This is a genomic window from Niabella yanshanensis (genome assembly GCF_034424215.1).
Classification (GTDB): Bacteria; Bacteroidota; Bacteroidia; order Chitinophagales; family Chitinophagaceae; genus Niabella; species Niabella yanshanensis.
In genome coordinates this window covers 984,332-1,008,328 of sequence record NZ_CP139960.1, presented here as the reverse complement: position 1 = coordinate 1,008,328, position 23,997 = coordinate 984,332, and the positions used below count along the sequence as shown (strand labels likewise).

Genomic DNA, 23,997 nt, shown 5'->3' with positions numbered 1-23,997 from the left:
TAATGAACAATAAGTTATATAACAAAATTTTGATTGCTTCAATGGGATGTCTAATGTTGTCCGCATGTAGCAAAAAAAGCGATAAGTTCTTTCAGTTGAGAGACAGGGGGGGGATAGATGCTGCAATCTGGAGTAATGAGGGTGCCATTCAATATCACCTCAATGAGGCTTACGATGTGATCATGCCCCATTTTGCATACGAGGCATTTCCATCAGGCGCCAACCTCGAAATCCATTATGCCAGCGATGAAAATTATTGGGCGGCAAACACCGACAGGGCACGCCGGACGCTGGGTTTACAAGGAAGCCTGGCTGCCAATGATATCAGATATATAGGCTTTAAGTACCAGGGAGCGAACTATGGCGATAACCGGTATTTTGATATCGCGCGAACTAATAATGGAATTAAGTATATACCGGAAGGGAATTTACCTGCTGAAACCAAAAGAAGATTTCTGGGGCAATACTATGCGCTTCGTGCTATGGCATATTTAGACCTGGCGAAAATTTATGGTGGTATGCCCCTGGTTTTAGAACCACAAAATCCTAGTAATCTAACCCTGTCAGGCAGGGCCAGCGCCCGGCAGATGTTTGAGCAGATTGTGAAGGATTGTGATTCAGCAATGGTGAACCTGGAGGGAGTAACATGGGTTGGTGATGGACAAATCGGAAAGCTGACAAAAACTGCCGCAGCTGCATTAAAAGCTGAAGCGCTGCTATGTTGGGCGAGCCCGCAGTTTAATCCAAGAGATGCTGCTGCCCATCCTTATGATGCCAGCCGCTGGCAGACAGCTTTTGAAGCCTGCAAAGCAGCGTATACTATAGCCATTGACAACGGCAAAGCGTTGATGCCTACTTATGAGAGTATTTTCAGAACAGAAGGCGACGCTAATACGGAGGCTATTATTATCCGTTCCTATTCTCCTACAGTTGCTAAACGAGGTCATAACGTAGAATATCGTAGCCGGCCCATGTCTGCCGGAGGTTCTCCCAGTGATATTTATTATGCCAGCACCAGGTTGCTGGATGCCTATACTATGAAAGATGGTACACCTATTAACGCTAGTGGAAGCGGGTACAATGCTCTCCTTTTCTGGAAGGATCGCGATCCTCGTTTTGAAGCTACCATCGCTTATAACGGCAGCACCTGGAACCTGGGAGGTTCTACTAACAGAAAGCAGTGGACCTATAAGACTGCCATAGGCGAAACTGGTGACCGGGGCGTGTATTGTAAAAGGTTTACCACGCCAGCTCTTGCAAACGGCGCCGTTCGAAACCAAAACGATTTTGGCGGAAGTGGCATGGACTGGATCGAACTACGCCTGGCCGATGTAATGCTGAACTATGCTGAAGCTGCTAACGAAGTGGGTAACATAGATGTGGCGAAGGAAATGGTAAAAAAACTAAGACAGCGGGCCGGTATTATTGCTGGTGCAAACGATTATGGTCTTAACCTGGCTGTATCGGTAGACCAGATGCGTGACCTGATATTAAATGAGCGCTTTGTTGAATTTGCCTTCGAGGGTAAGCGTGTGGAAGATCTGAGGCGTACCCGGCGGTATCATTTGATGAATGGCACTTTAACCGGTTTGCAGGTGGTTTTAAAAGAATCAGCTTATAAAGCCATACTGGAAGACACCACTAATCGAATTACCGGAACCACTTATCGCGATGGCCTGGATATGAATAACATGGATACTGTAAGCAAATATTTCACCTACCAGTTTGTTCTTCCCAGCGGTAATGGCGGCTTTAGTGTGCCCCAGGAAAATTATTTTTATCCTCTTTCTGACTTTTTTATCAAATCAAGTCCGTTGCTGGAACAAACCATTGGATGGAATGGCGGGTTGTTTGATCCGCTGAAATAACCTCAAATTATTATTGAAAACCGAATCAATTTTTACAAATGAATAAGCAATTCAAAAATAGTATTTCGCTGATGTTGTTTTTTGTAGTTATTACTGCAGCGACATCTTGCAAAAAAACAGCGCCTAATATTTTTAACATGTTCGAGGTTACTTTGGAATTGCATCAGACCAGTCCATACAGTTTAGCAGAGAATCAAACGCTGAATGAAGGTGATAGCATTTACTTTGATTTTACTATTGCCTCTCCGAACAAAGATATGCACCAGGTAGTGCTACAAGCCGGTGGGACCGGGTTGGGCAACCTACGGATCACCCTGGATGATGGGCAGCGCAGATCCTATACCGGCATTATTAAGGGAGTAGTGGGGGCTAATGGAGCAATAACAAATGCAACGATACCTGGCGCTAACGGCGGGTCCATTGGTAATTTAAAAAATGGTGCTAATACTTTTAGAATATGGGCCTTTGATGCGCAGGGTGTTTATCTGGGCGATGGGTATAAAAAAATTAATATAAATGTAGTGAATGAAATTACCCATATTGTCAATCGCAAAATATATTTTCCTGATGTGGATAGCACCAATGGAAGTGCCAACAGTTACCTGAATTTAACAACGGGTGAAACTTATAATTACCAGACAGGTGCCGCCAATTCGGCCAATATCGACCTCGGTATTTACAGAACGAAGACGGTGAACGCCACCACCGGCGCGATTACATGGGGCCCAAGAATGTATTCTTTAAGCGCCAACTCCGTTCCATATATGCCCAATGATATTTCATCCTGGACAAAAAAAGCAACCAAATTCGCAGCCGGGCAAAATGGCCAGGCTACACCGTTTCTTCGCAACTATTATACGAGAGAGGCTCTTGTAAATTACGTTAAGGGAAGAAATCCCAATCTTCTGGCACACACTTCAAACCTAAGTGTAGGACAAGGTGTGCCATTCGTTTTTCCCGATGGTAGATATGGATTGATACTAATCAATCAAATAAGTCTTGATGGGAACACGCCCTTTATGGACGTCAGTATTAAATACGAATTGTAACCGATAACATTTTAAAACAGATTGTTAAAGCTGCCCCAAACAGGGGTGGCTTTTTTTGTTTAGTAAAATTTTCCATTTTCTTAGTGAAACCTTGCATTGTTAGCCATAGTGCAGCATTCTAATTTTATCGCCGAATAAAACGATTGCAATGGCTAAAGTTTCAAAAGTATCTGTTCTGTCCCTGTTGACGCTGGTTTTAGCGTTAAACGCCCATTCTCAAACGGCTAATAATGACGACTACCTAAAGGTAGTAAAAGAAAGGGCCTATAAAATTGTAGCCCCGCTTGAGATCGGCGATTCAGTAAAATTTTACAGGGTGCGCGATCAGATTGCGCAGGAGTATGTGGATATCAAAAAAATTGACGAGGAAAAAGCGGCAGCAACGGCTGCTGTAAAAGCTAAAAATTTGGAGAAATCAGCTGCCGAATCGGAGTTGAAAAAGGTAAACGATGCAACTGAAGAGAAGCGAACAGGGCTGAATAAAAAATTTGTTCAATCTCTTGCCAGAGATCTGGATGCACAGCAAATAGAAAAAGTAAAAGATGGGCTCACCTACAACGTATTGCCAATAACCTATAAGGCACACCTGGATATGATCCCTTCCTTAAAAGAAGACGAAAAAAAATATATTTACGATGCTTTGTATGAAGCCCGCGAGCATGCGATGGCTGCAGGATCGAGCGATGCCAAGCATGGCTGGTTCGGAAAATACAAAGGACGTATCAATAATTATCTCGCTGCCAGAGGCTACGATTTGAAAAAGGAGCGTGAAGCCTGGTATGAAAGAACAAAAGCCCAAAAAAAATAATCTCTGTTACTCTATACATTTCTTATTAAACGAAAATTGATATGAACGCGAAGCATGTTTTACGATTTGCTTTCCTGTTTGTCCTGCCGTTGTTGATAACGATGACTGCCGTAGCGCAAACCAGGACTGTTACAGGAACAGTGGTAGATGATTCTACCAAAGCTCCGATTGCCGGTGTTACCATTAAGGTGAAGGATGGCCCGCAAACCGCTATTACAAATGATCAGGGGAACTTCACTTTAAATGCTCCTGCAAATGGCGCGGTGATACAATACTCGCATGTAAATTACGAGTTTGGTGAAGTTTCGGTGAAGCTGGATGGGCCAATGAATATTTCTTTGAAACGTGTGGAGAATAGCCTGGACGATGTAGTGGTAGTGGGATACGGCACGCAAAGTAGAAGGGACATCACCGGATCAGTGGCGACGGTGGACCTGAAGAAATTGACTGAAATGCCCGTTGCATCGGTCACAGAGGCTTTAAGAGGTCAAATCCCAGGTTTAAATGTTAGTGGAGGTTCCAACCGGCCGGGGAATATGGCTACTCTAAGTATCAGGCAACAATTTAACTGGGGAAAAGATGGCGGTAGCGACCTGCCTTTAGTAGTTATTGACGATGTAATTCAACTGGATCCACAAAGCGGTAAATCTTCTTTGGATCGTTTTAACCAGTTAGATTTATCAGAAATAGAGAGCATCACCGTGCTTCGTGATGCGGCTGCTGCTATTTATGGATCGAGGGCATCGCAAGGTGCTATCATAGTAAAAACAAAGAGAGGGAAAACAGGGCCGCCACGGGTTTCCTACAATGCTAAATTTCAAACCAATGATGCCATTAGTCATGGAAAAGTGATGAACGCGCGCCAGTACGGTGAGTTTGCCAACAGTTTTGGAAGAGCATTAGGAACATGGACTGCTGACCACTTCTTTTCAGATGCAGAATTGGCCGAGATGGGAACTACTAATTATGATTGGTTAATGAACGATTGGCGATCGGCCAATGCCATGCAACATTCCCTGGATCTTAGTGGTGGGTCAGAGAGAGCAACTTATTTTACAGGCGCTTCTTATTTTACACAGGGTGCTAATCTCGGAAACCAGGATTTTAGCAGATGGACTTATCGTGCAGGTACTGATGTAAAAGTACTCAGCGGTCTGAAATTTGGCGCTACAATCGCTGCTTCTAACACCAACTCCGAAAAGTCTTTTACTAAAATAAACTTTAGTGATGGTTTTGCGGTAGGTGGAGAGCAAAATGACTATAGTGTGTTGTTGCATATGCCTAAGTATATTCCATGGGTATACAACATTAATGGAGTAGATCAGTATATTTCCCCCGCATTAGGCCCTAACAAATTGGGAAATATGTCTGGCAACAACTCTCTAAGTAACTGGAACTATTATGCGTTTTTAAATAATGGATCGAAGACAACAGACCAGCAATTTAATTACAACGCTAATTTTAACCTGCAGTATGACCTGCCATTTATAAAAGGTTTATCGTTTAAGCTAAATTATGGTATATCACAGGCATCTGTTAAAACAGAGCAGAATCAGTTTCCTATCACACTCGTAAGAGATTCTTTGGGGAATAAAGCAGGCCAGCATTTATATAACGAGTCGACTGTATGGAGTGCGCCATTGGTTAACAGGTCTGGTGCACGGGTAAGTTATTTAGGTACCACATCAAAGAATGAGCAGTCAAACTTCTTTATCAATTATGATAGAAAATTTGGTGATCATAATATATCGGCTATGGCTTCTGTTGAAAGGGCCACTACCGAACTGGAAGACAGAAGAATGTTGTATGATAATCCTAATGCCGATATTTACAACGGGACTTCTGTATCTGCGGGGTCGCTAAATACAGGTAATTCAATTACCTATAGATATCAGGGTGGCACATTATCTTATTTAGGGCGTCTTAACTATAATTACAAGGGGAAATATTTATTTCAGTTTGTCTATCGTACCGATGCATCAACCAACTTTGCCCCCGAAAATTACTGGGGACAGTTCCCTGGTGTATCGGCAGGTTGGGTGATGTCTGACGAGAAATTCTTCAAGAACAATATTTCTTGGGTAAATTTCCTTAAAATAAGAGCTTCGCTTGCGAATACAGGTAATAATAATGTCAATCCCTGGAAATGGTTGCAATTGTATACTGCAGCTACCGATAAAGGTTTTGGCTTTGGTAGTAATGGCGGGATATATACAACAGGCTTCACACCTGGTGTAACGCCTAACAGGGCATTAACCTGGGATAAGACATTGCAACGAAATTTTGGTTTGGATCTCGCGTTTCTCAACAGACGCCTGTCTGTTACATTCGACCAATACTTTAATTCAACCAGAGACATGTTGACTGATATGTCAGCTGCGATCAACTCACCAATCTCTGTGGGAGGAGCTTTCGCGGAGCAAAACTTTGCCGGAGTTAATTCGTGGGGATCAGAGTTGTCGATTAATTGGAAGGATAATATTGGAGACTTTAGCTACTCTATAGGAGTGAATGGCGGAATGAATAATTATAAAACAGTCAAATATTTCGACCTGCCGTTTAATTATCCCTCAATAGCTTCCACTCGCAGAGCCGAAGGAAACTATGGCATTTTTCCGGTATACGGCTTCACCACCTGGAAAGAAACCTCAAGTGGAGACGGTATGTTACGTACTGATGCTGACATTGATAACTACTGGAACTATCTTACCAACCTTGCTAGCAATTCGGGTATTGAGGGCGCAGCGCCTAACTTTTTGGGTATTACCGAGAAGTCCGGCCTGAGAAAAGGTATGCTGGTTTATGAAGATGTTGCGGGTAATTTAGATGTAGCTGGTAAAACTATCGGCGGACAAAATGGACGCATCATGGCTGACGAAGATTATGTGAAACTAAAAAAATCGAATAGAACTTACGGCCTTACAACCAATATAAGTATGGGTTGGAAGGGAATATCCCTGCTGACTCAAATAGCTACTTCCTGGGGTGGTGCTAACTATCTTGATTATATTAAACAAGGAACTTCCAGTAACAACGCTATGTGGTCTCATCCGGTATATCTGACCGATATGTATGATGCTGAGAGCAATCCTAACGGGAAGTCCCCTAATCTTGCTTACTTTGATTCATTTGGCGGAACTCGTTCTGATTTCTTTTTGATGCCTACTTTCAGAATGTTCGTAAGAAGTTTGAGTGTTGGATATACGCTGCCTAAAAGTTGGGTGCAGTCCATTAATCTGGAAAATGCGAGGATTTATCTGTCAGGTCAGAACCTGTGGGACTTTTACAATCCTTATCCTAAAAAGTATCGCAATATGTACGATGATCCGAGAGTCTCTTATCCCACATTACGTACCTGGGCTCTGGGTCTGAGTGTTGGGTTTTAAAAATTTCAAACAAAAAGAATATTTATTATTATGAAAAATAAAATATTATACCTGTTTGCATCACTTTCGATTTTGGTTTTGGCCAGCTGTAGCCAAAAATTCCTGGAAGAGATGAAACCTTATAATCAATATGGTGAGGAGCAGGTTTTTTCAAACGAAACGCTGGCCGGATGGTATATTGACAGGGTTTATAATTATTATTTTGTAGCCTACAACAGTCCTCTTAAACAATTGGTGGGTAGTTACAACGATAACCGGTCAAGAATGACGGAGGAAATAGCAGGAACTGTAGTTAACTTCATTGACCCTACAAAAACCTTGCAGTTACCTACAGACGCAGATGGCTATTATGGTACAACCAATTCAAGCGTAAACAATAATCCATATACACGACTCCGATTTACCAACGAAATTTTGACCAAGATGGATCAGCCCGAAACCGCCAATCTATCGGCAACCTTCCGTCAGAGAGCCAAAGGTCAGATGTATTTTTTGAGAGCGTTACAATATTTCGACCTTGTCAGAGTTTATGGGGGTGTGCCTATTGTACTAACCGTACAAAATAGCAGTACCACTGATGAAAGTATCCAGTTGCCCAGAGCTACTTCTTCAGAATCATTTGCTCAAATTGTAAAGGATCTGGACTCCGCTGCTGCCTTACTTCCGATGCAATGGGAGAATCCTGCAGTCAATTATGGCAGGTTGACGGCAGCCGGTGCGTTGGCAATGAAAAGCCGTGTGTTATTAACGGCGGCCAGTCCCTTATTTAATAAAGACTGGGATAATTCAGGTAGTGAAAAATGGCAGGTAGCTTTACAGGCCGGTCTTGACGCCGAAACAAAGCTAACAGCAGGAGGTTATGGCTTGTACGGAAGCACTGCCAAAGAATGGGCACGAATGACGTATGCACAAACAGGAACATTCAACAAAGAGGCGATTATGGTGTTCCTTTTTAGCAATACACAGGTTTCTTCAGCTGGCTACAATAATGGATGGGAGAATGCAGTACGTCTTCCGGATTACGGTGGAAACGGGGGTATTGCACCGCCAAAAGAAATGTTGGATTTATTTCCTCTAGCCAATGGTGAACGCCCTGTAAATGGTGTGAATTATGTAGATACATTTTTCTTTGAAAACCGGGAACCTCGTTTTTATCGAACTTTTGCATTCTCGGGTCTGAAATGGGGCATGAGTTCTGATGCCAACAAAAATACCTGGTTCTACAGATGGAAAGCAAGTGCCGATGCTACTACCGCTACTTCTTATGGAAATAACCAAACCAACAGTCCGGCTGTTGTTTATAAAATGTCCAACCCGGCTGCTGCAAGTGGCACCTATGCATTTTCCAATACCAGCATTTTTGAATATCGCTATGCTGAGTTGCTTTTAAATATTGCCGAGTGCTACGCTGCAAAAGGTGATGTACAAAACACTATTAGTTATTTATCTAAAATAAGAGCTCGTGTAGGTATTCCTTCTGCTAATAATTATGGTATCGGCAATCTGGCTGATAAATACAAAGCTATCGAAGCTTGTTTGTACGAAAGGCGTATTGAATTAGCATATGAAGGAAAACGCTTTTGGGATGTACAGCGTTGGATGTTATATGATAACGTCTCCAATAGCGGCAATTCGGTGTCGAAGCTAGGCTTACAGCCCATTAATGGAACCAGCCGTAATGGTTATTACTGGCAGTCTAAAACATTCTCTGAACCTAAAGTAGATCCGATACCTGCAGCTGAAAAGGATATTCTTATTGATCCGGATGCAGAGAATTTCAATACAGAAATTGCGAAGCTGAAGGCATTATATCAGAGTAGATTTGTTATGACTCCCCTCGATCAGGCCTGGGATAGAGTAAATGGAACCCCGGTAAGTATTTTGTTCCGACCTCATTATTACTTGTCCGGCCTGGCAGCTGCGCCGTTAAGCAATAATCCATGGTTAAAACAGAATATTGGCTGGTTGGATTATTCCGGAGGACAGGGAACCTTCGATTATCAACAATAAAATTAACTTTTATATTGTTAAAAGGTCATCGCACTACAGTGATGACCTTTTTTATTGAAGAAGACGGTGCAAGGGTCTTGTTGCAGTTAGATGCTGTACGATTTTCCCAAATCTTTCCGGTATCAGTAAAATATTACAGTTGCTTAGTGAATCATTGCATTGCAGGCGACGGCCATACGTTCTAATTTTATTGGGTAAACGTTTGCTATGCAATTATTTCCGTTTTTCGATGCTTCGCCGCAACTACACGTAATATCGGTTTATGGCGCAGGAATTGAGCCAGGGAATCGTCATAGTGTAGGTGATCATTGAATTATAAGTGATTTATTATTGTGAAATGCCCATGAGTTGTTATCAAACCATTTGTAATGATTATTCAGGCATGTGACCATTAAAAAAATAGAGAGTAAACACATGAATAAAAAAGTACTGTTAGGTATCTTAATGGCCGGTGCAACTTCCGCTGCCCTGGCTCAGTATCCGAAAATTCCAAAGGCCGACCAGGAGCGTTCGGCCGCTATTATGAAAGCTGCTGAAGCACATTCCGATTCCATGTGGGCGATAGCCTACCCGGTTATTAAGAAGGAAGCCACAGAAGGAAGACCTTATATTCCCTGGGCATCGCGTTTCGACGAGTTGCCCTACGCTGATATTCCTGCATTCCCCGGAGCTGAGGGCGGTGGTAAATTTGTAAGAGGCGGCCGCGGCGGAAAAGTGATCGTAGTGACTAACTTGAATGATGACGGGCCAGGTAGTTTTCGGTGGGCCTGTGAGCAGGGAGGCGCCAGAACAGTAGTGTTTAATGTGGCAGGTATTATTAAATTAAAATCCCCGCTGATTATCAGGGCTCCTTACATCACCATTGCAGGGCAGTCCGCTCCGGGTGATGGTGTTTGTATCGCAGGTGAAACGGTTTGGATTAATACACATGATGTAATAGTACGTTATATGCGTTTCCGCCGGGGTGATACCTGGGTGGGCAGAAGAGACGATGCGATTGGTGGTAATCCCGTAGGTAATATCATGATCGATCACGTGTCGGCCACCTGGGGGCTCGATGAAAATATGAGTATGTACCGGCACATGTACAATGATAGCACTGGTAAAATTGAAGATAAATTTGGTACAGTGAATATCACAATCCAGAACTCAATTTTTGCGGAAGCTTTAGATACCTGGAACCATGCATTTGGCAGTACGCTGGGCGGCGAAAATTGTAGCTTCATGCGTAACCTTTGGGCCAATAATGCCGGTCGTAATCCTTCAGTGGGTTGGAATGGTGTTTTCAACTTTGTAAACAATGTTGTATATAACTGGGTGCACCGTTCTATCGATGGCGGTGATTACAGAGCGCAATTTAATATCATTAATAACTATTTTAAACCGGGACCCGCAACACCTAAAAACAATGTAGGTCATCGGATTTTAAAACCGGAGAGCGGTCGAAGCAAGTTGAGTTATAAAGTGTACGGAAGAGCTTACGTGAACGGAAATGTGATGGAAGGCTATCCAAAAATAACAAAGGATAATTGGGCCGGTGGTGTACAGATTGAGGAAGAAGATGGAGTAGGCGAGCACCTGGGTTATATGAAACAGAACAAGCCCTTGATCATGCCTAAGCTAACTGTTTTGAGTGCCGATGCGGCAAAAGCTTATGTATTCAGCAATGCAGGTGCTACATTACCCAAACGTGACCCCGTTGATGCCAGGATTGTAGAGCAGGCGCGTACCGGTGTGGTAAAACCCATTCCCGGCGTAAAATTACCAGAGACACAATTTGAACACAGGCGTTTACCTATTGATTCTTACAAGCAGGGTATTATTACAGACATCAACCAGGTAGGCGGTTATCCTGAATATAAAGGTACTCCTTATAAAGACAGTGATAATGACGGTATGCCGGATGATTATGAGAAAAAGAAAGCCTTAAATCCGAATGACCCAACGGATGCTTCTAAATTGTCGAAATCAGGATCTGGCTATACCCATATAGAAGAGTATCTGAATAGCCTGGTGAACGTGGCTAACGTGGTACCGGCTGTTGCCAAAAAATAATACGGACAGGCGCGAAACGGACCAATGTTTCGCGCCTGTTTTTTGATAATGCTGTTTTCCATTAAATAATCTACAAAAATAATTTTTGTGAAACGATCCTTTTGCTTGCCGGTATTACTGGCTTCCTTTTTTACGTTTTCTAATCAAGCTTTTGCTCAATATCCTGTTATTCCAAAGTCTGTAGAAGACTCGGCTGAAGTAGCATCTGCTGCTGACAGAAAGGCTTCCAATGAACGCTGGACTGCAGCCCTGAAAGTAGTTGAAGCAGAAGCCAGGGCTGGAAAGCCTTATATTCCATGGGCCGCCAAACCTTCTGATCTACCACAGGCAACTATACCTGCTTTTCCTGGTGCGGAAGGCGGTGGTCAATTTAGCTTTGGGGGACGTGGCGGTAAAGTGCTGGTCGTAACGAATCTCAACGATAGCGGCCCCGGTAGCTTTCGCTGGGCCTGCGAGCAAGGCGGAGCGCGGATCATCGTATTTAATGTTTCGGGTATTATACAGCTCAAAAGCCCGGTTAGTATAAGGGCGCCTTATATAACCATTGCCGGACAAAGTGCGCCAGGTGATGGTGTGTGTGTGGCGGGAGAGTCCGTACTAATAGACACGCATGACGTAATCATCCGCTTTATGCGTTTTCGCAGGGGCGCTACCGAAGTAACCCGCAGAGACGATGGATTAGGAGGCAACGGCGTTGGTAATATTATCATCGATCACGTGTCAGCAAGCTGGGGCCTGGATGAGAATATGAGTATGTACCGCCACGTTTATGACAGAGAAGGTAAGGCGGACAAGCTTCCTACGGTAAACGTTACTATCCAGAATTCTATTTTCTCTGAAGCACTGGATACTTATAACCACGCTTTTGGAAGTACAATAGGAGGATTGAATAACATGTTTGCCCGTAATTTATGGGCCAATAATATCAGCCGTAATCCTTCAGTAGGCATGTACGGCGATTTCAACTTTGTAAACAATGTAGTATTCAACTGGTGGAACAGGACTGCAGATGGTGGCGATCATCGCTCGTTTTATAACTTTATTAATAATTATTATAAGCCAGGACCTATTACTCCTGTAGGAGAACCGATCAGCTATCGGATCTTAAAACCGGAATCGGGTCGCGACACTGCAAATAGAAATGCTTTTGGTAAAGCCTATGTGGCAGGTAATTATATAGATGGGAATGCAAAAGTAACTGCAGATAACTGGGATGGTGGTGTGCAACCCGAGTCAAAAAACGTGAAAGAATTGCTGGCTTCCATTCGTACCGACAAGCCTATTCAGTTGGCGCCGGTAACTGTAATTCCAACAAAAGACGCTTACGATTATGTGTTAAAAAATGTGGGCGCTACGTTACCGGTACGGGATGCAGTAGACAAACGTATTGTTGAAACCGTAAAAACGGGAAAGGTGTATGTAGCGCCTAATGCCCAACCTTATCGCGGTAGATTTATTAAAAGAAGATTGCCTGAAGATTCCTATAAACAAGGGATCATTACACATCCTTCCCAGGTAGGCGGATACCCTGAATATAAAGGCACTCCTTATGTGGATAGCGATAACGACGGAATCCCGGATGACTATGAAAAGAAGCATAAATTAAATCATAAAGATGGCGGCGATGCTGTAAAGATTGCGAAGAACGGATATAGTAATATTGAAAATTATTTAAATAGTTTAGTAGATATTGCAATAGTGAAGCCATCAAAAGGCATCAGTAAATATTAATAATTGTAAACCAGGTCGCAGTGTCCCAGTCTATTCTTAATCATCTCATAGAAAGGAAAGCAGCAGTAAATACTGCTCCTAAAACTACCCGTTTTTTTAAAAGTATAGTGGCCGCAACCACGCTACTCCTGGGTAGTACGGTGCACGCGCAAAAACCAAAACCACCTAAGCCTGTTCTGCCTGTTGTGGTAGAGCGGGGAAGGGTTGTTTATAACGCAGATACAGCTACGGGCGATCGTGTACCCGACTTCTCCTATTGCGGTTATAAAGCATCGGCGGAAGATATACCCACGGTGCCTGTAAAATTGGTAGTGCCGTTGGTGAAAGGAGATGCTACTGCTACTATTCAAACTGCGATTGATAAAGTGGCTGCCATGCAGCCGGATCCAAACGGCTTCCGGGGTGCTGTACTGCTTTCAAAAGGTAATTACGAGGTAGCCGGACAATTAAAGATCACTGTCTCCGGTATCGTATTACGTGGCTTTGGTGCACAGGGGCAAACTGTAGTTACAGGCAAAGGTGTTGACCGGGATGGGCTGGTTCGTTTTTTCGGAAAAGATGATAGAACGACAGAGGTAGAAAAAGCAATTACTCAGAAATATGTACCGGTGGGTGCGCTGTCTTTCAGGATAGCGGATCCGGGAGATTTTCGTGTAGGCGATCGGGTACAGATCAAAAGACCGTCTACACAGGAATGGATAACAGCACTGGGTACGGATGATTTTGGGGGAGGTGTTTCTGCACTAGGCTGGAAGCCCGGAGATGTAGATCTCTATTTTGATCGTACCATAATGGCGATAGAGGGCAACACCATTACTATCGATGCGCCGTTAACTACATCGCTTGATCAGAATTATGGCGGAGCAACCCTAATAAAGTACAGTTGGCCCGGGCGCATTAATAATATTGGAATAGAAAACCTGACATTAGTATCAGACTTTGATCGTACCAATGCTAAAGACGAGGAACATCGCTGGATGGCGGTTACTTTTACAAATGCAGAAGATGCCTGGGTACGACAATTATCTTTTAAACATTTTGCAGGCTCTGCAGTTTTCATTAATGAAACAGCAAGGCGTATTACGGTTGAGGACTGTATCTCTACCCAGCCGGTATCAGAAATCGGCGGACAAAGACGGTACACATTTTTCACACGTGGTCAGCAAACCCTGTTCCAGCGCTGTTTTGCAGCTAATGGATATCATGACTACAGTGTGGGGCATGCTGCCACAGGACCCAATGCCTTTGTTCAATGCGTTTCCGAAAGGCCTTACAGTTTCAGTGGCGCCATTGGACGCTGGGCTTCGGGTATCTTATTTGATGTAATGGAGGTAGATGGCAATGCCATCCGGTTAGGCAATCGCGGACAGGACGGGCGTGGTGCCGGCTGGTCAGGCGCCAATAGCTTTTTATGGAACTGCACGGCTTCTTTGATCGAATGCGATAAACCGCCCACTGCGCAAAACTGGTCCTACGGCTCCTGGAGCGAATTTGCAGGAAAAGGGTTTTGGGCAGAGTCAAATAATCACGTTAATCCCAGAAGTTTTTATTACCTCCAGCTGGCTCAACGATTGGGTAAAGATGTAAGCCGGAGAGCCGCAATACTGGACATTGGAGGAGAAGCGTCCAGTAGTCCTACGGTTGCGGTAGCACAGGACCTGACCGCAGAAGCCTCAAAACCCAAACGAACCATGTACGAATGGATTGGCCAGGCTGCAAAACGAAACCCTATCAGCACAGATGCCAAAGGTGTAGAAACGGCAACGGCAAGAACGCATGATGGTTGGTCCGTTTACCCACCGCTTTCAGCTACGGGGCTGAAACTAAATAATGGCTGGTTAATGCTGGGCCCGGAAGTGGCAGTTGGAAGACGGCAAAGCGTTCCCTGGTGGACAGGAGGTGTAGAGGGAAAAGCCCTGCAACAAGCTAAGGACAAGTTATCCGTTACCAGGTTTGTCCCGGGCAGGGTCGGAGCAGGTCTTACGGATGAGTTGGATGAGGTGATACAAACCATGAAAAACAAGAATATTGTTGCACTGGAGCATAATTATGGCCTTTGGTATGATAGGAGACGCGATGATCACGAACGTATACGCCGTATGACCGGTGAAGTATGGCCGCCGTTTTACGAATTGCCGTTTGCCCGAAGTGGAAAGGATTCTGCCTGGGATGGTTTGAGCAAATATGATCTCACTAAATACAACGATTGGTATTGGGACAGACTTCGGGGCTTTGCTTCGCTGGCTTCATTGAATAAGTTAGTACTGATTCATCAGAATTACTTTCAGCATAACATTATAGAAGCCGGCGCGCACTACGCCGATTTTCCATGGCGCTCGGCCAATAATATCAACAATACAGGTTTTAACGAACCCGTTAACTATGCAGGAGATAAAAGAATCTTTTATGCCGAGCAATTTTATGATGTTTCCAACCCGGTAAGAAGAAAGCTACATCAGTTGTACATTGAAAAATGCCTGGATAATTTTAAGAATACGCCCAATGTTATTCAGCTAACGAGCGAAGAGTTTACCGGACCTCTGCATTTTGTAGAGTTTTGGTTGCAAACTATTGCAGGCTGGGAAAAGAAAAACCAGGCAAAACCAATTATTGGGTTAAGCACTACTAAAGATGTACAGGATGCTATTTTGAAAAACCCAAAATATGCACCGGTGGTGGATTTGATAGATATACGTTACTGGTACTACCAGTCAGATGGCACGCCTTACGCACCGGAAGGTGGTAAGAACCTGGCGCCGCGTCAATGGGCCCGCCAGATGAAATCCAAAGGAACTTCCTTTGAACAGGTGTATAGAGCCGTGAAAGAGTATCGTTTAAAGTATCCGGGTAAAGCAGTAATGTACTCTTCAGAAGGAGCAGATCGCTTTGCCTGGGCTATTTTTATGGCCGGAGGCTCAATGCCTGCATTGCCTGAAGGTACCGATCAGGAATTTTTGAGAGCTGCTGCTACAATGAAGCCTTCAGATAGAGCAGGTGATTATGCACTGGTTGGTAAGGAAGGTGTAATTCTAATGTCTGATAATAAACAAGCTGTTACAGTTGATCTCTCAGCTTATACAGGTAATTACAAAGCTGATTTTTTAGACCCGGCTTCAGGTAAATTAATCCCCGGTGCCCAAACAGTTACGGCAGGAAAAGCTGTTACCATACCGCTTTCCAAACAGGGCGCCATCTTGTGGTTGAAAAAATAATAAGATGAGTAACAGGGCGCTGCTCCTGATGGAACTATTTCTTATAATAATGTAAAAAATTACTATCGTCGTGTTTGCTAAAAATTAAAAATCTATTTTCAATTTCTGATATGCGTTTCAGGCAATGTTGAATGCCTGTATTTTAACGACCTTGCTGAGTTCATTTTTGTTTGTTTGCCATTGATATTCCCGAACAAATAGTTGTTTTCAGCGACGATTTCCAGGTCTGTATAATTAGCAGAAAGAAAAGAAATTGATAGATAGCCAACAAATAGCATCGCTCAAAACCAGCGTCAGCCGGGAATCAGATGAAGTTGCCTATAAGCAGCTGTTTTACTATTTTCATCCATTGCTGCGCCGGTTTGCTTTTAATTTGCTGGGCAATACGGAAGTTGCAGATGAGATTGTATCTGATGTTTTGCTGAAGCTATGGATCATGCGTGGAAAGATGGATCTGGTGCAGGATCTCAAACTCTATCTTTTTAAAGCCACTAAAAATGCCTGCCTGAATTATTTAAAAAGTGCAACACATCGTAACAGCCAGCTTACCGGGCAGATAGGAGAAGAGGATGCTGTACATAATTTCACAGAATCAGAGTACAGTTGTTCTGAGATTCAGCAAATAATCGCGGATGCTGTCAACCAATTACCTCCAAAGTGCCAGATGGTTTTTCGTCTTATTAAAGAATATGGCCTGAGCTATGCACAGGTAAAAGAAGTGTTGGAGATCTCTCAAAACACTATAGAAACCCATATGAAGCTGGCTTTAAGAAAACTCAAGTCCGCCATAGACAGATACCAAAATACTCAAAAATAATTTTTAGATTCATTCACGGTGATTGCTTTTATTCTTGTCTTTAAGAATAGACACTTCATCATGAAGAAGGAATTACAGGACAAAATATATGGTTTAATAGCCCTCAAAATGGCGGGAAGCGCCGATTTTGAGCAGTTACAGGAATTGGAACAATTGCTGAAACTGTATCCTGAATTCAAACAATTGGATGATGTCCTGGGTCATTTTCCGCGAATTGATGAATCGGTAACAAAAGATATAACCGACCAGGCATTTGCAACCCAGTATGTAAAAATGCTCTACGCCCAACAGGAGCATCAGGTGGCGCCGCTTGTTTCACAGGGACCTGCAACCCGGTTGAAGCGCTCAAAACGGGTATTCTTAAAGCCGGCAGCTATTGCCGCGTCGATAATATTACTTTTTACATTTTTTAAAGCTGATTTTTTTTCTGATGAACAAGCAAGCTTATCTGAAAAGCCTGCAACACAGAAAGACACGGTTACAAGCGGAAAATCTAAATTAACACTGCCGGATGGCACCTTGGTATATCTGAACGCCAATAGTCACCTGGAGTATGGCCAGGATTTTAATACGGCTGCGCGCGATGTTATACTTACTGGTGAAGCCTATTTTGATGTGGCGCATAACCCCCGAAAACCTTTTATTGTGCATACATCAAAAGCCACGATAAGGGTATTGGGCACCCGGTTTAATGTAAAGAATTATGCGGATGCTACATGGGAAGCAACTTTATTACAAGGCAAGATTGAAATGTATTTAAACAATAAGCCTAAAAATAAATTAACACTCGAGCCCTCCCAGAAAGTATCGGTGTCCGCTCTTGAAGAGCAGTCGGGATCGCATTTAGGCGATTTCAAAATTTCAGTAACGAAGATAAAACCACTAAAGGACGATATTGCAGAAACGGCCTGGATGGAGAATAAATTGGTATTTGTAGATCAGCCTTTACAGGAAATTGCTAAAGAATTAGAGCGTGAGTTTGGTGTTACAGTTCATTTTAAGTCTGATAAGTCAGGCAATAACAGATATACGGGTGCTTTTAAAAACGATGACCTGCAGCAAATTCTGGAGATACTCGATTTATCAAATCCTATCGATTATGAATTGAAAGAAAACCAACTGATTATTCAATAATTCTTAAAAACGATTGCAGATGAAAAAGAAAAAGCGTTAAAAAATCAAATAAAAAAAGGAGAATGCGCCAACATTCTCCCCGTTCAACAGCTTTAAGACAAACTTGCCGTCTTAAATGCCATTTTAAATAAAAAACCAATTCAAAGGTATGCAAAAATCTACTCTTTCGGGGCGGTATAGCCTCCGGGAACCCCTGCTTGTTATGAAATTAATGTGCATCATGCTTGTTCTCGCGCTCCATGTTTCGGCGGCCAATTATGGCCAGTCCGTGATCAATATCAGGGCGCAGGAAACTACGGTATTGAATATTTTTAAACAAATAGAGAAACAGTCATCGTATTCCTTTTTTTACAGCAGCAATCAGCTAGAGTTAAACCGCCCGGTATATATCAGCGCAGTCAATGCTTCACTGGATGCGGTATTGTCTAAAGTTTTCCAGGGAACAAAAGTAGCCTGGAAAGTGATTGATAATAATAAAGTCGTTCTTTCAGCTGCCGGAGAGCCGGTGCAAAGCCCGCTGAAAACAATAAAAGGAATTGTTACAGATCAAAATGGAGGTCCTCTTGAAAATGTATCCGTAACTGTAAAAGGCCGGCAAATAGGAACTGTTACCAATGCTGCCGGGCAGTTCTCTATCGATGCGGATTCGGGCGATATTTTGGTTTTTTCGAACGTTGGCTATATCGATCAGGAAGTGGCTATAGATGGTACAAGCGACCTCAAAATAACTTTGAAGGCCAGCGAATCCAAAATGGATGAAGTGGTAGTGATTGGCTATGGTTCAACTAAACGGAGGGATTTGACTGGTGCAGTAGTATCGGTGAAGAGCGAAGAGATCACCGCTCGCCCTGGCCCCAACCCAATGGAATCATTACAGGGAAGGGTAGCCGGGTTGGATATTACCCGCCCTTCAGGCCAGGCGGGAGCCGGAGTAAATATACAGCTACGTGGCACGAGGTCTTTTAATGCCAGTGGTAATCCCTTATTCATCATCAATGGCTTACCAGGAGATTATGCCACTCTTAATCCCTACGATATTGAGTCGATTGAGGTATTGAAAGACGCTTCCTCTACCGCTGCTTATGGCTCCGCGGGATCCAATGGTGTAATCATAATTACCACCAAAAGTGGGAAAGCCGGCAAGGTAAATATCGATGTGAATTCTTACTATGGTTATAATGGCTGGTCGATCACCCCAACCATGCGTCATGGTGACAGCTACCTGCAAACCAAACGCGACGCATATAGTTACCTGTGGAATGCTGCCACCAATAAATGGGAAACTACAAATGCGCTTTGGCAGTCGCCGGTAAATGATTCGGCTATTTTTGGATCCAGATATGATGCTTACAGGGAAGGACAATTTACAGATTGGGCTGGTCTTTTGCTTCGCAAAAATGCGGCTACACAAAACTACAGCGTGGGTATCTCAGGTGGTAACGAAAAAACAAAAGCTTACTTGTCGGTGAACTATACCAATGAGCAGAGCCAGTATTCAGGCGATGATTACAAGCTCTTAACTACCAGCATGCGTATCGATCATAAACTAAGAAAGTGGATCAATGTAGGTGCCAACCTGCAATCGTCCTATGTTATAAGAAATAAAGCACAGGACAAGCTGGAAAACCTGATCACTACCGATCCCCTGGCGCAACCCTATAAGGCAGACGGAACTTTGAATCCCGATCTGGGCAATAACGTATATAACCTGTTGCTTGATTATCAGCCGGGAGTATATTCAAACCTGGATAATAATTTCAGGATGTTCCTGAATCCCTATGTAGAAATTAAACCATTGAAGGGGTTGAGTATCTTATCGCGTGCCGGAGCCACACTGGCCTATTCCAATAACTACCGGTTTGATGGCAAGGGCTCTGTTGCTTATACTTATAATAATGCCAACGTTACGAAGGCGCAGATACAGCAAAATCGCTTCATAGGATATCAATGGGAAAATATACTGACCTATAATGTAAAGATAGCCAGTGATCATGATCTTACATTAACGGCAGTGAGCTCTTATTATGATAACCAGAACTCCAGCAATAACATCACGCAGAATAATGTTTATTCCAATAACTTCAAGTGGCACAATATTAAAAATGATCCTACTAATACTATTGCTACCTCTTCATACAACATGTCAAGGACATTTGGACTCTTAGGAAGAATTAATTATTCCTATTTGGGCAAATACCTGTTCTCGGCTTCCGTTCGCCGCGACGGTTCTTCAGTTTTGGATAAAGACCACCAATGGGATAACTTTCCTGCCGCATCTATGGGTTGGAGGATTTCCGACGAAAAGTTTATGGACGCTACCCGGGACTGGCTGGATAACCTGAAATTTCGTATTGGTTGGGGTATTACAGGGTCGGCTAAGATCGATCCATACAGTTCCGTAGCAATGGTAGAAAATGCCAATACTTCTCTCGGTGGTATCACTACGCCTATCTTCCGGAATTCTGCCCTGATTGCCAATCCTGTTTTGGGTTGGGAAAAATCGTACAATACCAACTATGGTATGGATGCCAGCTTTTTAAATGGCCGTATAGATCTGTCTTTCGATTACTACAGAACCAAAACCAAAGATGTCATTTACAAAGTAAATATGCCGATCATCTATGGTGCCTATACTCCGGGGGTTTCTTATGCACGGAACATCAATCTATGTGAAACTATGAATACCGGTTTTGAACTGGCATTGAATACCAAGAACGTTGTTACTAATAATTTTGAGTGGACTTCGGCTATTGCTTTTTCGACCAATAAAGAAAAAGTCCTTAACCTGATAGGAGGTACTTCTAATTTTATTCCGTTTGATGTGCACACATTGGTATTGGGGCAGCCCGTTAAGACCTTTTGGAATTATAAATTGGATGGGGTATGGCAAATCGGAGAGGAAGCCGATGCGGCAGTATTCGGAGCCATCCCCGGCACACTCAAAGTAAATGTTCCCGGAATGACCCGGTTGGCTGAGGGTGTATATATGAAAGAAACAGGGAGCGGTAGTAATGCAGTCAGAAAGTATTATTATACGAACCTGGCGGATGCACAACAGTTTGATCCTTCCCTCACAGCAGCCAATTCTAAATACACCTATAGCAATAATGATTTTCAGGTTTTGGGAAGTAATGTACCCAAATGGTCGCTTGGGTTGCAGAACAGCTTTAAATATAAGAATTTCGACCTCGGTATTTATATGTATATGAGGTGGGGACAGATGATCAATTACAACCTGATGGGCTGGTACCAGCCTAATGCATTTGCCATCAATGCAAGTCCTTCCAGGACATTCCCGGCCTCTTTTAATTATTGGACACCCACCAATCCTTCAAACGATTTTCCGGTAATGAACTATGATTATGGAACGAACCGTTTCCTGGGTTTTACAGGCCTTAATTATGTTGATGGCTCCTTCCTTAAAATAAAAAATATCACCCTTGGTTATACCCTCCCCGTAAATATTTCCAGGAAAGCCTCCATTGAAAAGCTACGCTTTTATGGGACTGTTACTAATCCGCTGATTGTTGCCAGAAGTCATTTTTTAAAGGAATACGATCCCGAAATGAACGGTAGCCTGGAGTATCCATTAACCAAGCAAGTAGTACTGGGCCTGAATATTACATTTTAATTACCGGGTAATTTAAAAAGATTAGATATGAAAATCAATATAAAGAGAACGCTATATATGGCAGGAATACTGCTGGCAGTTATTTCCTGTAGCCTGAAAGAATATAATCCTGTTTCCTTAACTGAAGAAGATACCATACAAAATTTCGCCGGCTGGAAAGGTTTTCAGTCGAACTGTTACTCGGGTCTGTGGGGCTCATTAATTGGCATGCCTTATGGTATCGTGTCCGAAGCGGGTACCGATCTGTGGACATTCCCCTACAACAATCATAACCAGTATAGGGATCTGTTGGCTTACGAACAATTTACATCAAGCTCCGGTGTTGTAAAAAATGTGTGGGACCTGGCTTGGAGCTCTATTTATGCCTGTAATAAGACAATCGATCTTTCCGGTCAGCTTACCGATGCCAACGCTAATGAAGCTAATATAAAAGTGTTGGTAGGCGAAACCAAGCTGCTTAGAGGCTATTATTATTCTGTGCTGGTTACTCAGTTTGGAGATTTGCCATTGATAACCTCATCCGGTGCTGAGCGTACGCTTACTCCCACCCGCAATAAAGTATCTGAAATTTATGCACAGATTGTTTCCGATCTGAGAGATGCCTTTAATAATCTGGGCGTTACACCGTTGGATGGTAACGCCGCAAGGGTAACAAAAAAATCTGCATTGGGGTTGTTGGCCCGTGTATATGCCCAGGGTGCAGGAGAGGGCCTGAGCGAGGGTGGTAAAACCTATTGGGTACGCGCTAAAGAAGTCGCAGATAGCCTGATCAGTAATATGGGAGCATATGGCGCTGCGATGTACGATGATTTTTCAAAAGTATTTGCTGCCGCCAATAACCGCATAAATACGGAAGTACTATTTACTGCTTACGGTCTTAACCCGTATAATGCTTCTTATGATTATTTTACAGGTAATGGAAAGCCTAATATCTACCTGCACTATTATCCCAAACTGGATGATGCCGTAGGATCGGGTATTTCTAACAACAACCTGCTGGGAAGAAGTGTCAACTCCAATACCAGTAATGCCTATTATGGCCGGCTAAACCAACAGTTTATAGGACCAACCAAGTACCTGATCAATTGCTTTAATGCAAAATATGACAAGCGCTGGGAAAACACATTTGTAACCGCATATGCCAATTACTCGGGTGTACAGGCTATTGCCAGCAATGGAAGCGGGTCCGGAACGCCCGCGCCGGCTAATGTTAAGTATGCAGATGCAACCATAACACTCAATGCGGCTATTTGTACAAAATATGGTATTGATGCATCGCATATCGGACAGAAAATCTATCCTTATGCCGACGTAGATGCTAAAAATGCTTCTCAGAATGCAACATGGCAATATATAGCCAAAATATGGAACAAAGGTGATTACTCCGGGTCTACCGCCGCATTAACGGTTCCGGCTAACGCCAACGTACACCCTTATCCGCTGGAGGCTGACGAAGACAGGTTCTTTGTTTATCTGAGTAAAGATCCGCTAACGGCTGAAGAGAAAAAAGCACGTAGATATGTAACGGTTAACATTGACGATCTTTTCGACCCCTCAGATCCAACGGGAAGTACCTATAAGGCCGTAGTGTCAGGGAATGGATTGGTGCCGAACAGTCTGGCCAACCTGTTTCCGGCTATGATGAAGTTTAATCATAATTTCGATGGAGGCTGGTTAGGAGGTAACTTCCAGCAGAAGCTTGGTAATATTATGATCATGCGGATGGCCGAAGTTTATTTGATTGCCGCCGAAGCGGCCATGCATATTAACGGCGATGGAGCTGCCGCCGCTGCATACTTAAATAAACTACGCCAGCGTGCCTGCCGCAACCCGGCTGATTTTAATTTTGGTACGGGTATGCAATTAAGCGTTGCCACTATGGACGATGTGTTTGACGAATATGCAAGGGAGCTTTGTGGAGAGTATAACCGTTGGGCTATCCTGAAACGTAATAAAGCCTTTGAAAGCCGTTTGCAGAAGTATAACAGAACGGCCTTCGTCAACTTTATAAAAGAAAAACATTACAACCGTCCTATTCCGTTTGGTTTTTTAAACCAGATCAATAATGCTGATAATTTCGGCAATAACGGGTATTAACATATTTCTACTCTGACAACTGAGTCCGTATTGATTGTTCAATGCGGGCTTTTTTATTTTTCGATGATTGATAAAATTGATAAGGAGCCTGTAAGTTTTTTGTCATTACATGGCACCCTTTGCATCTTTTCCGGGATAAAAAATATTGTAGTGCGGAAAAATTTTATGCGCCCAATTATGAAAACGTTATCATTTTCCC

At 43.2% G+C, this 23,997-nt stretch carries 12 protein-coding genes; all 12 read left to right on the top strand.

The genetic code is table 11. From position 1 onward, the window contains the following. The first annotated feature begins 2 nt into the window (after positions 1-2). Positions 3-1,868: a RagB/SusD family nutrient uptake outer membrane protein gene (locus U0035_RS03750; RefSeq protein WP_162818001.1), complete on the top strand. Its 1,866-nt coding sequence runs from the start codon at positions 3-5 to the stop codon at positions 1,866-1,868. Positions 1,869-1,906: 38 nt separating this feature from the next. Next, positions 1,907-2,917, top strand: coding sequence for a hypothetical protein (locus U0035_RS03745; protein ID WP_114792800.1), 1,011 nt, complete (start codon positions 1,907-1,909; stop codon positions 2,915-2,917). A gap of 148 nt (positions 2,918-3,065) precedes the next feature. Beyond that, on the top strand, positions 3,066-3,725 hold the full coding sequence (locus U0035_RS03740) for a DUF3826 domain-containing protein (protein ID WP_114792799.1): 660 nt from the start codon (positions 3,066-3,068) through the stop codon (positions 3,723-3,725). Between the two features lie 41 nt (positions 3,726-3,766). Then, a complete protein-coding gene (locus U0035_RS03735) occupies positions 3,767-7,111 on the top strand; it encodes a SusC/RagA family TonB-linked outer membrane protein (protein WP_114792798.1) in 3,345 nt (1,114 codons plus the stop codon). A gap of 30 nt (positions 7,112-7,141) precedes the next feature. After that, positions 7,142-9,121: a RagB/SusD family nutrient uptake outer membrane protein gene (locus tag U0035_RS03730; RefSeq protein ID WP_114792797.1), complete on the top strand. Its 1,980-nt coding sequence runs from the start codon at positions 7,142-7,144 to the stop codon at positions 9,119-9,121. 414 nt (positions 9,122-9,535) lie between these two features. Further along, positions 9,536-11,176, top strand: a complete 1,641-nt coding sequence (locus U0035_RS03725; RefSeq protein ID WP_114792796.1) for a pectate lyase family protein — start codon at positions 9,536-9,538, stop codon at positions 11,174-11,176. 87 nt (positions 11,177-11,263) lie between these two features. Further along, the gene (locus tag U0035_RS03720; RefSeq protein ID WP_211316540.1) at positions 11,264-12,907 is read left to right on the top strand and encodes a pectate lyase family protein; all 1,644 of its coding nucleotides are present in this window, start codon (positions 11,264-11,266) and stop codon (positions 12,905-12,907) included. A 20-nt stretch (positions 12,908-12,927) separates the two neighbouring features. After that, positions 12,928-16,119 carry a DUF6298 domain-containing protein gene (locus U0035_RS03715; protein WP_114792794.1) on the top strand — a complete coding sequence of 1,064 codons (3,192 nt, stop codon included), beginning with the start codon at positions 12,928-12,930 and terminating at the stop codon, positions 16,117-16,119. 253 nt (positions 16,120-16,372) lie between these two features. Continuing rightward, entirely contained in the window at positions 16,373-16,936 is a 564-nt protein-coding gene (locus U0035_RS03710) for an RNA polymerase sigma-70 factor (protein ID WP_114792793.1), read from the top strand. A 60-nt stretch (positions 16,937-16,996) separates the two neighbouring features. After that, positions 16,997-18,070 (top strand): FecR family protein, encoded by a 1,074-nt coding sequence (locus U0035_RS03705; protein WP_114792792.1) that lies wholly within the window; start codon positions 16,997-16,999, stop codon positions 18,068-18,070. Positions 18,071-18,218: 148 nt separating this feature from the next. Then, positions 18,219-21,701 (top strand): SusC/RagA family TonB-linked outer membrane protein, encoded by a 3,483-nt coding sequence (locus U0035_RS03700; RefSeq protein WP_245957824.1) that lies wholly within the window; start codon positions 18,219-18,221, stop codon positions 21,699-21,701. Between the two features lie 27 nt (positions 21,702-21,728). Continuing rightward, positions 21,729-23,798 carry a RagB/SusD family nutrient uptake outer membrane protein gene (locus U0035_RS03695; protein ID WP_114792791.1) on the top strand — a complete coding sequence of 690 codons (2,070 nt, stop codon included), beginning with the start codon at positions 21,729-21,731 and terminating at the stop codon, positions 23,796-23,798. Positions 23,799-23,997 lie beyond the last annotated feature (199 nt).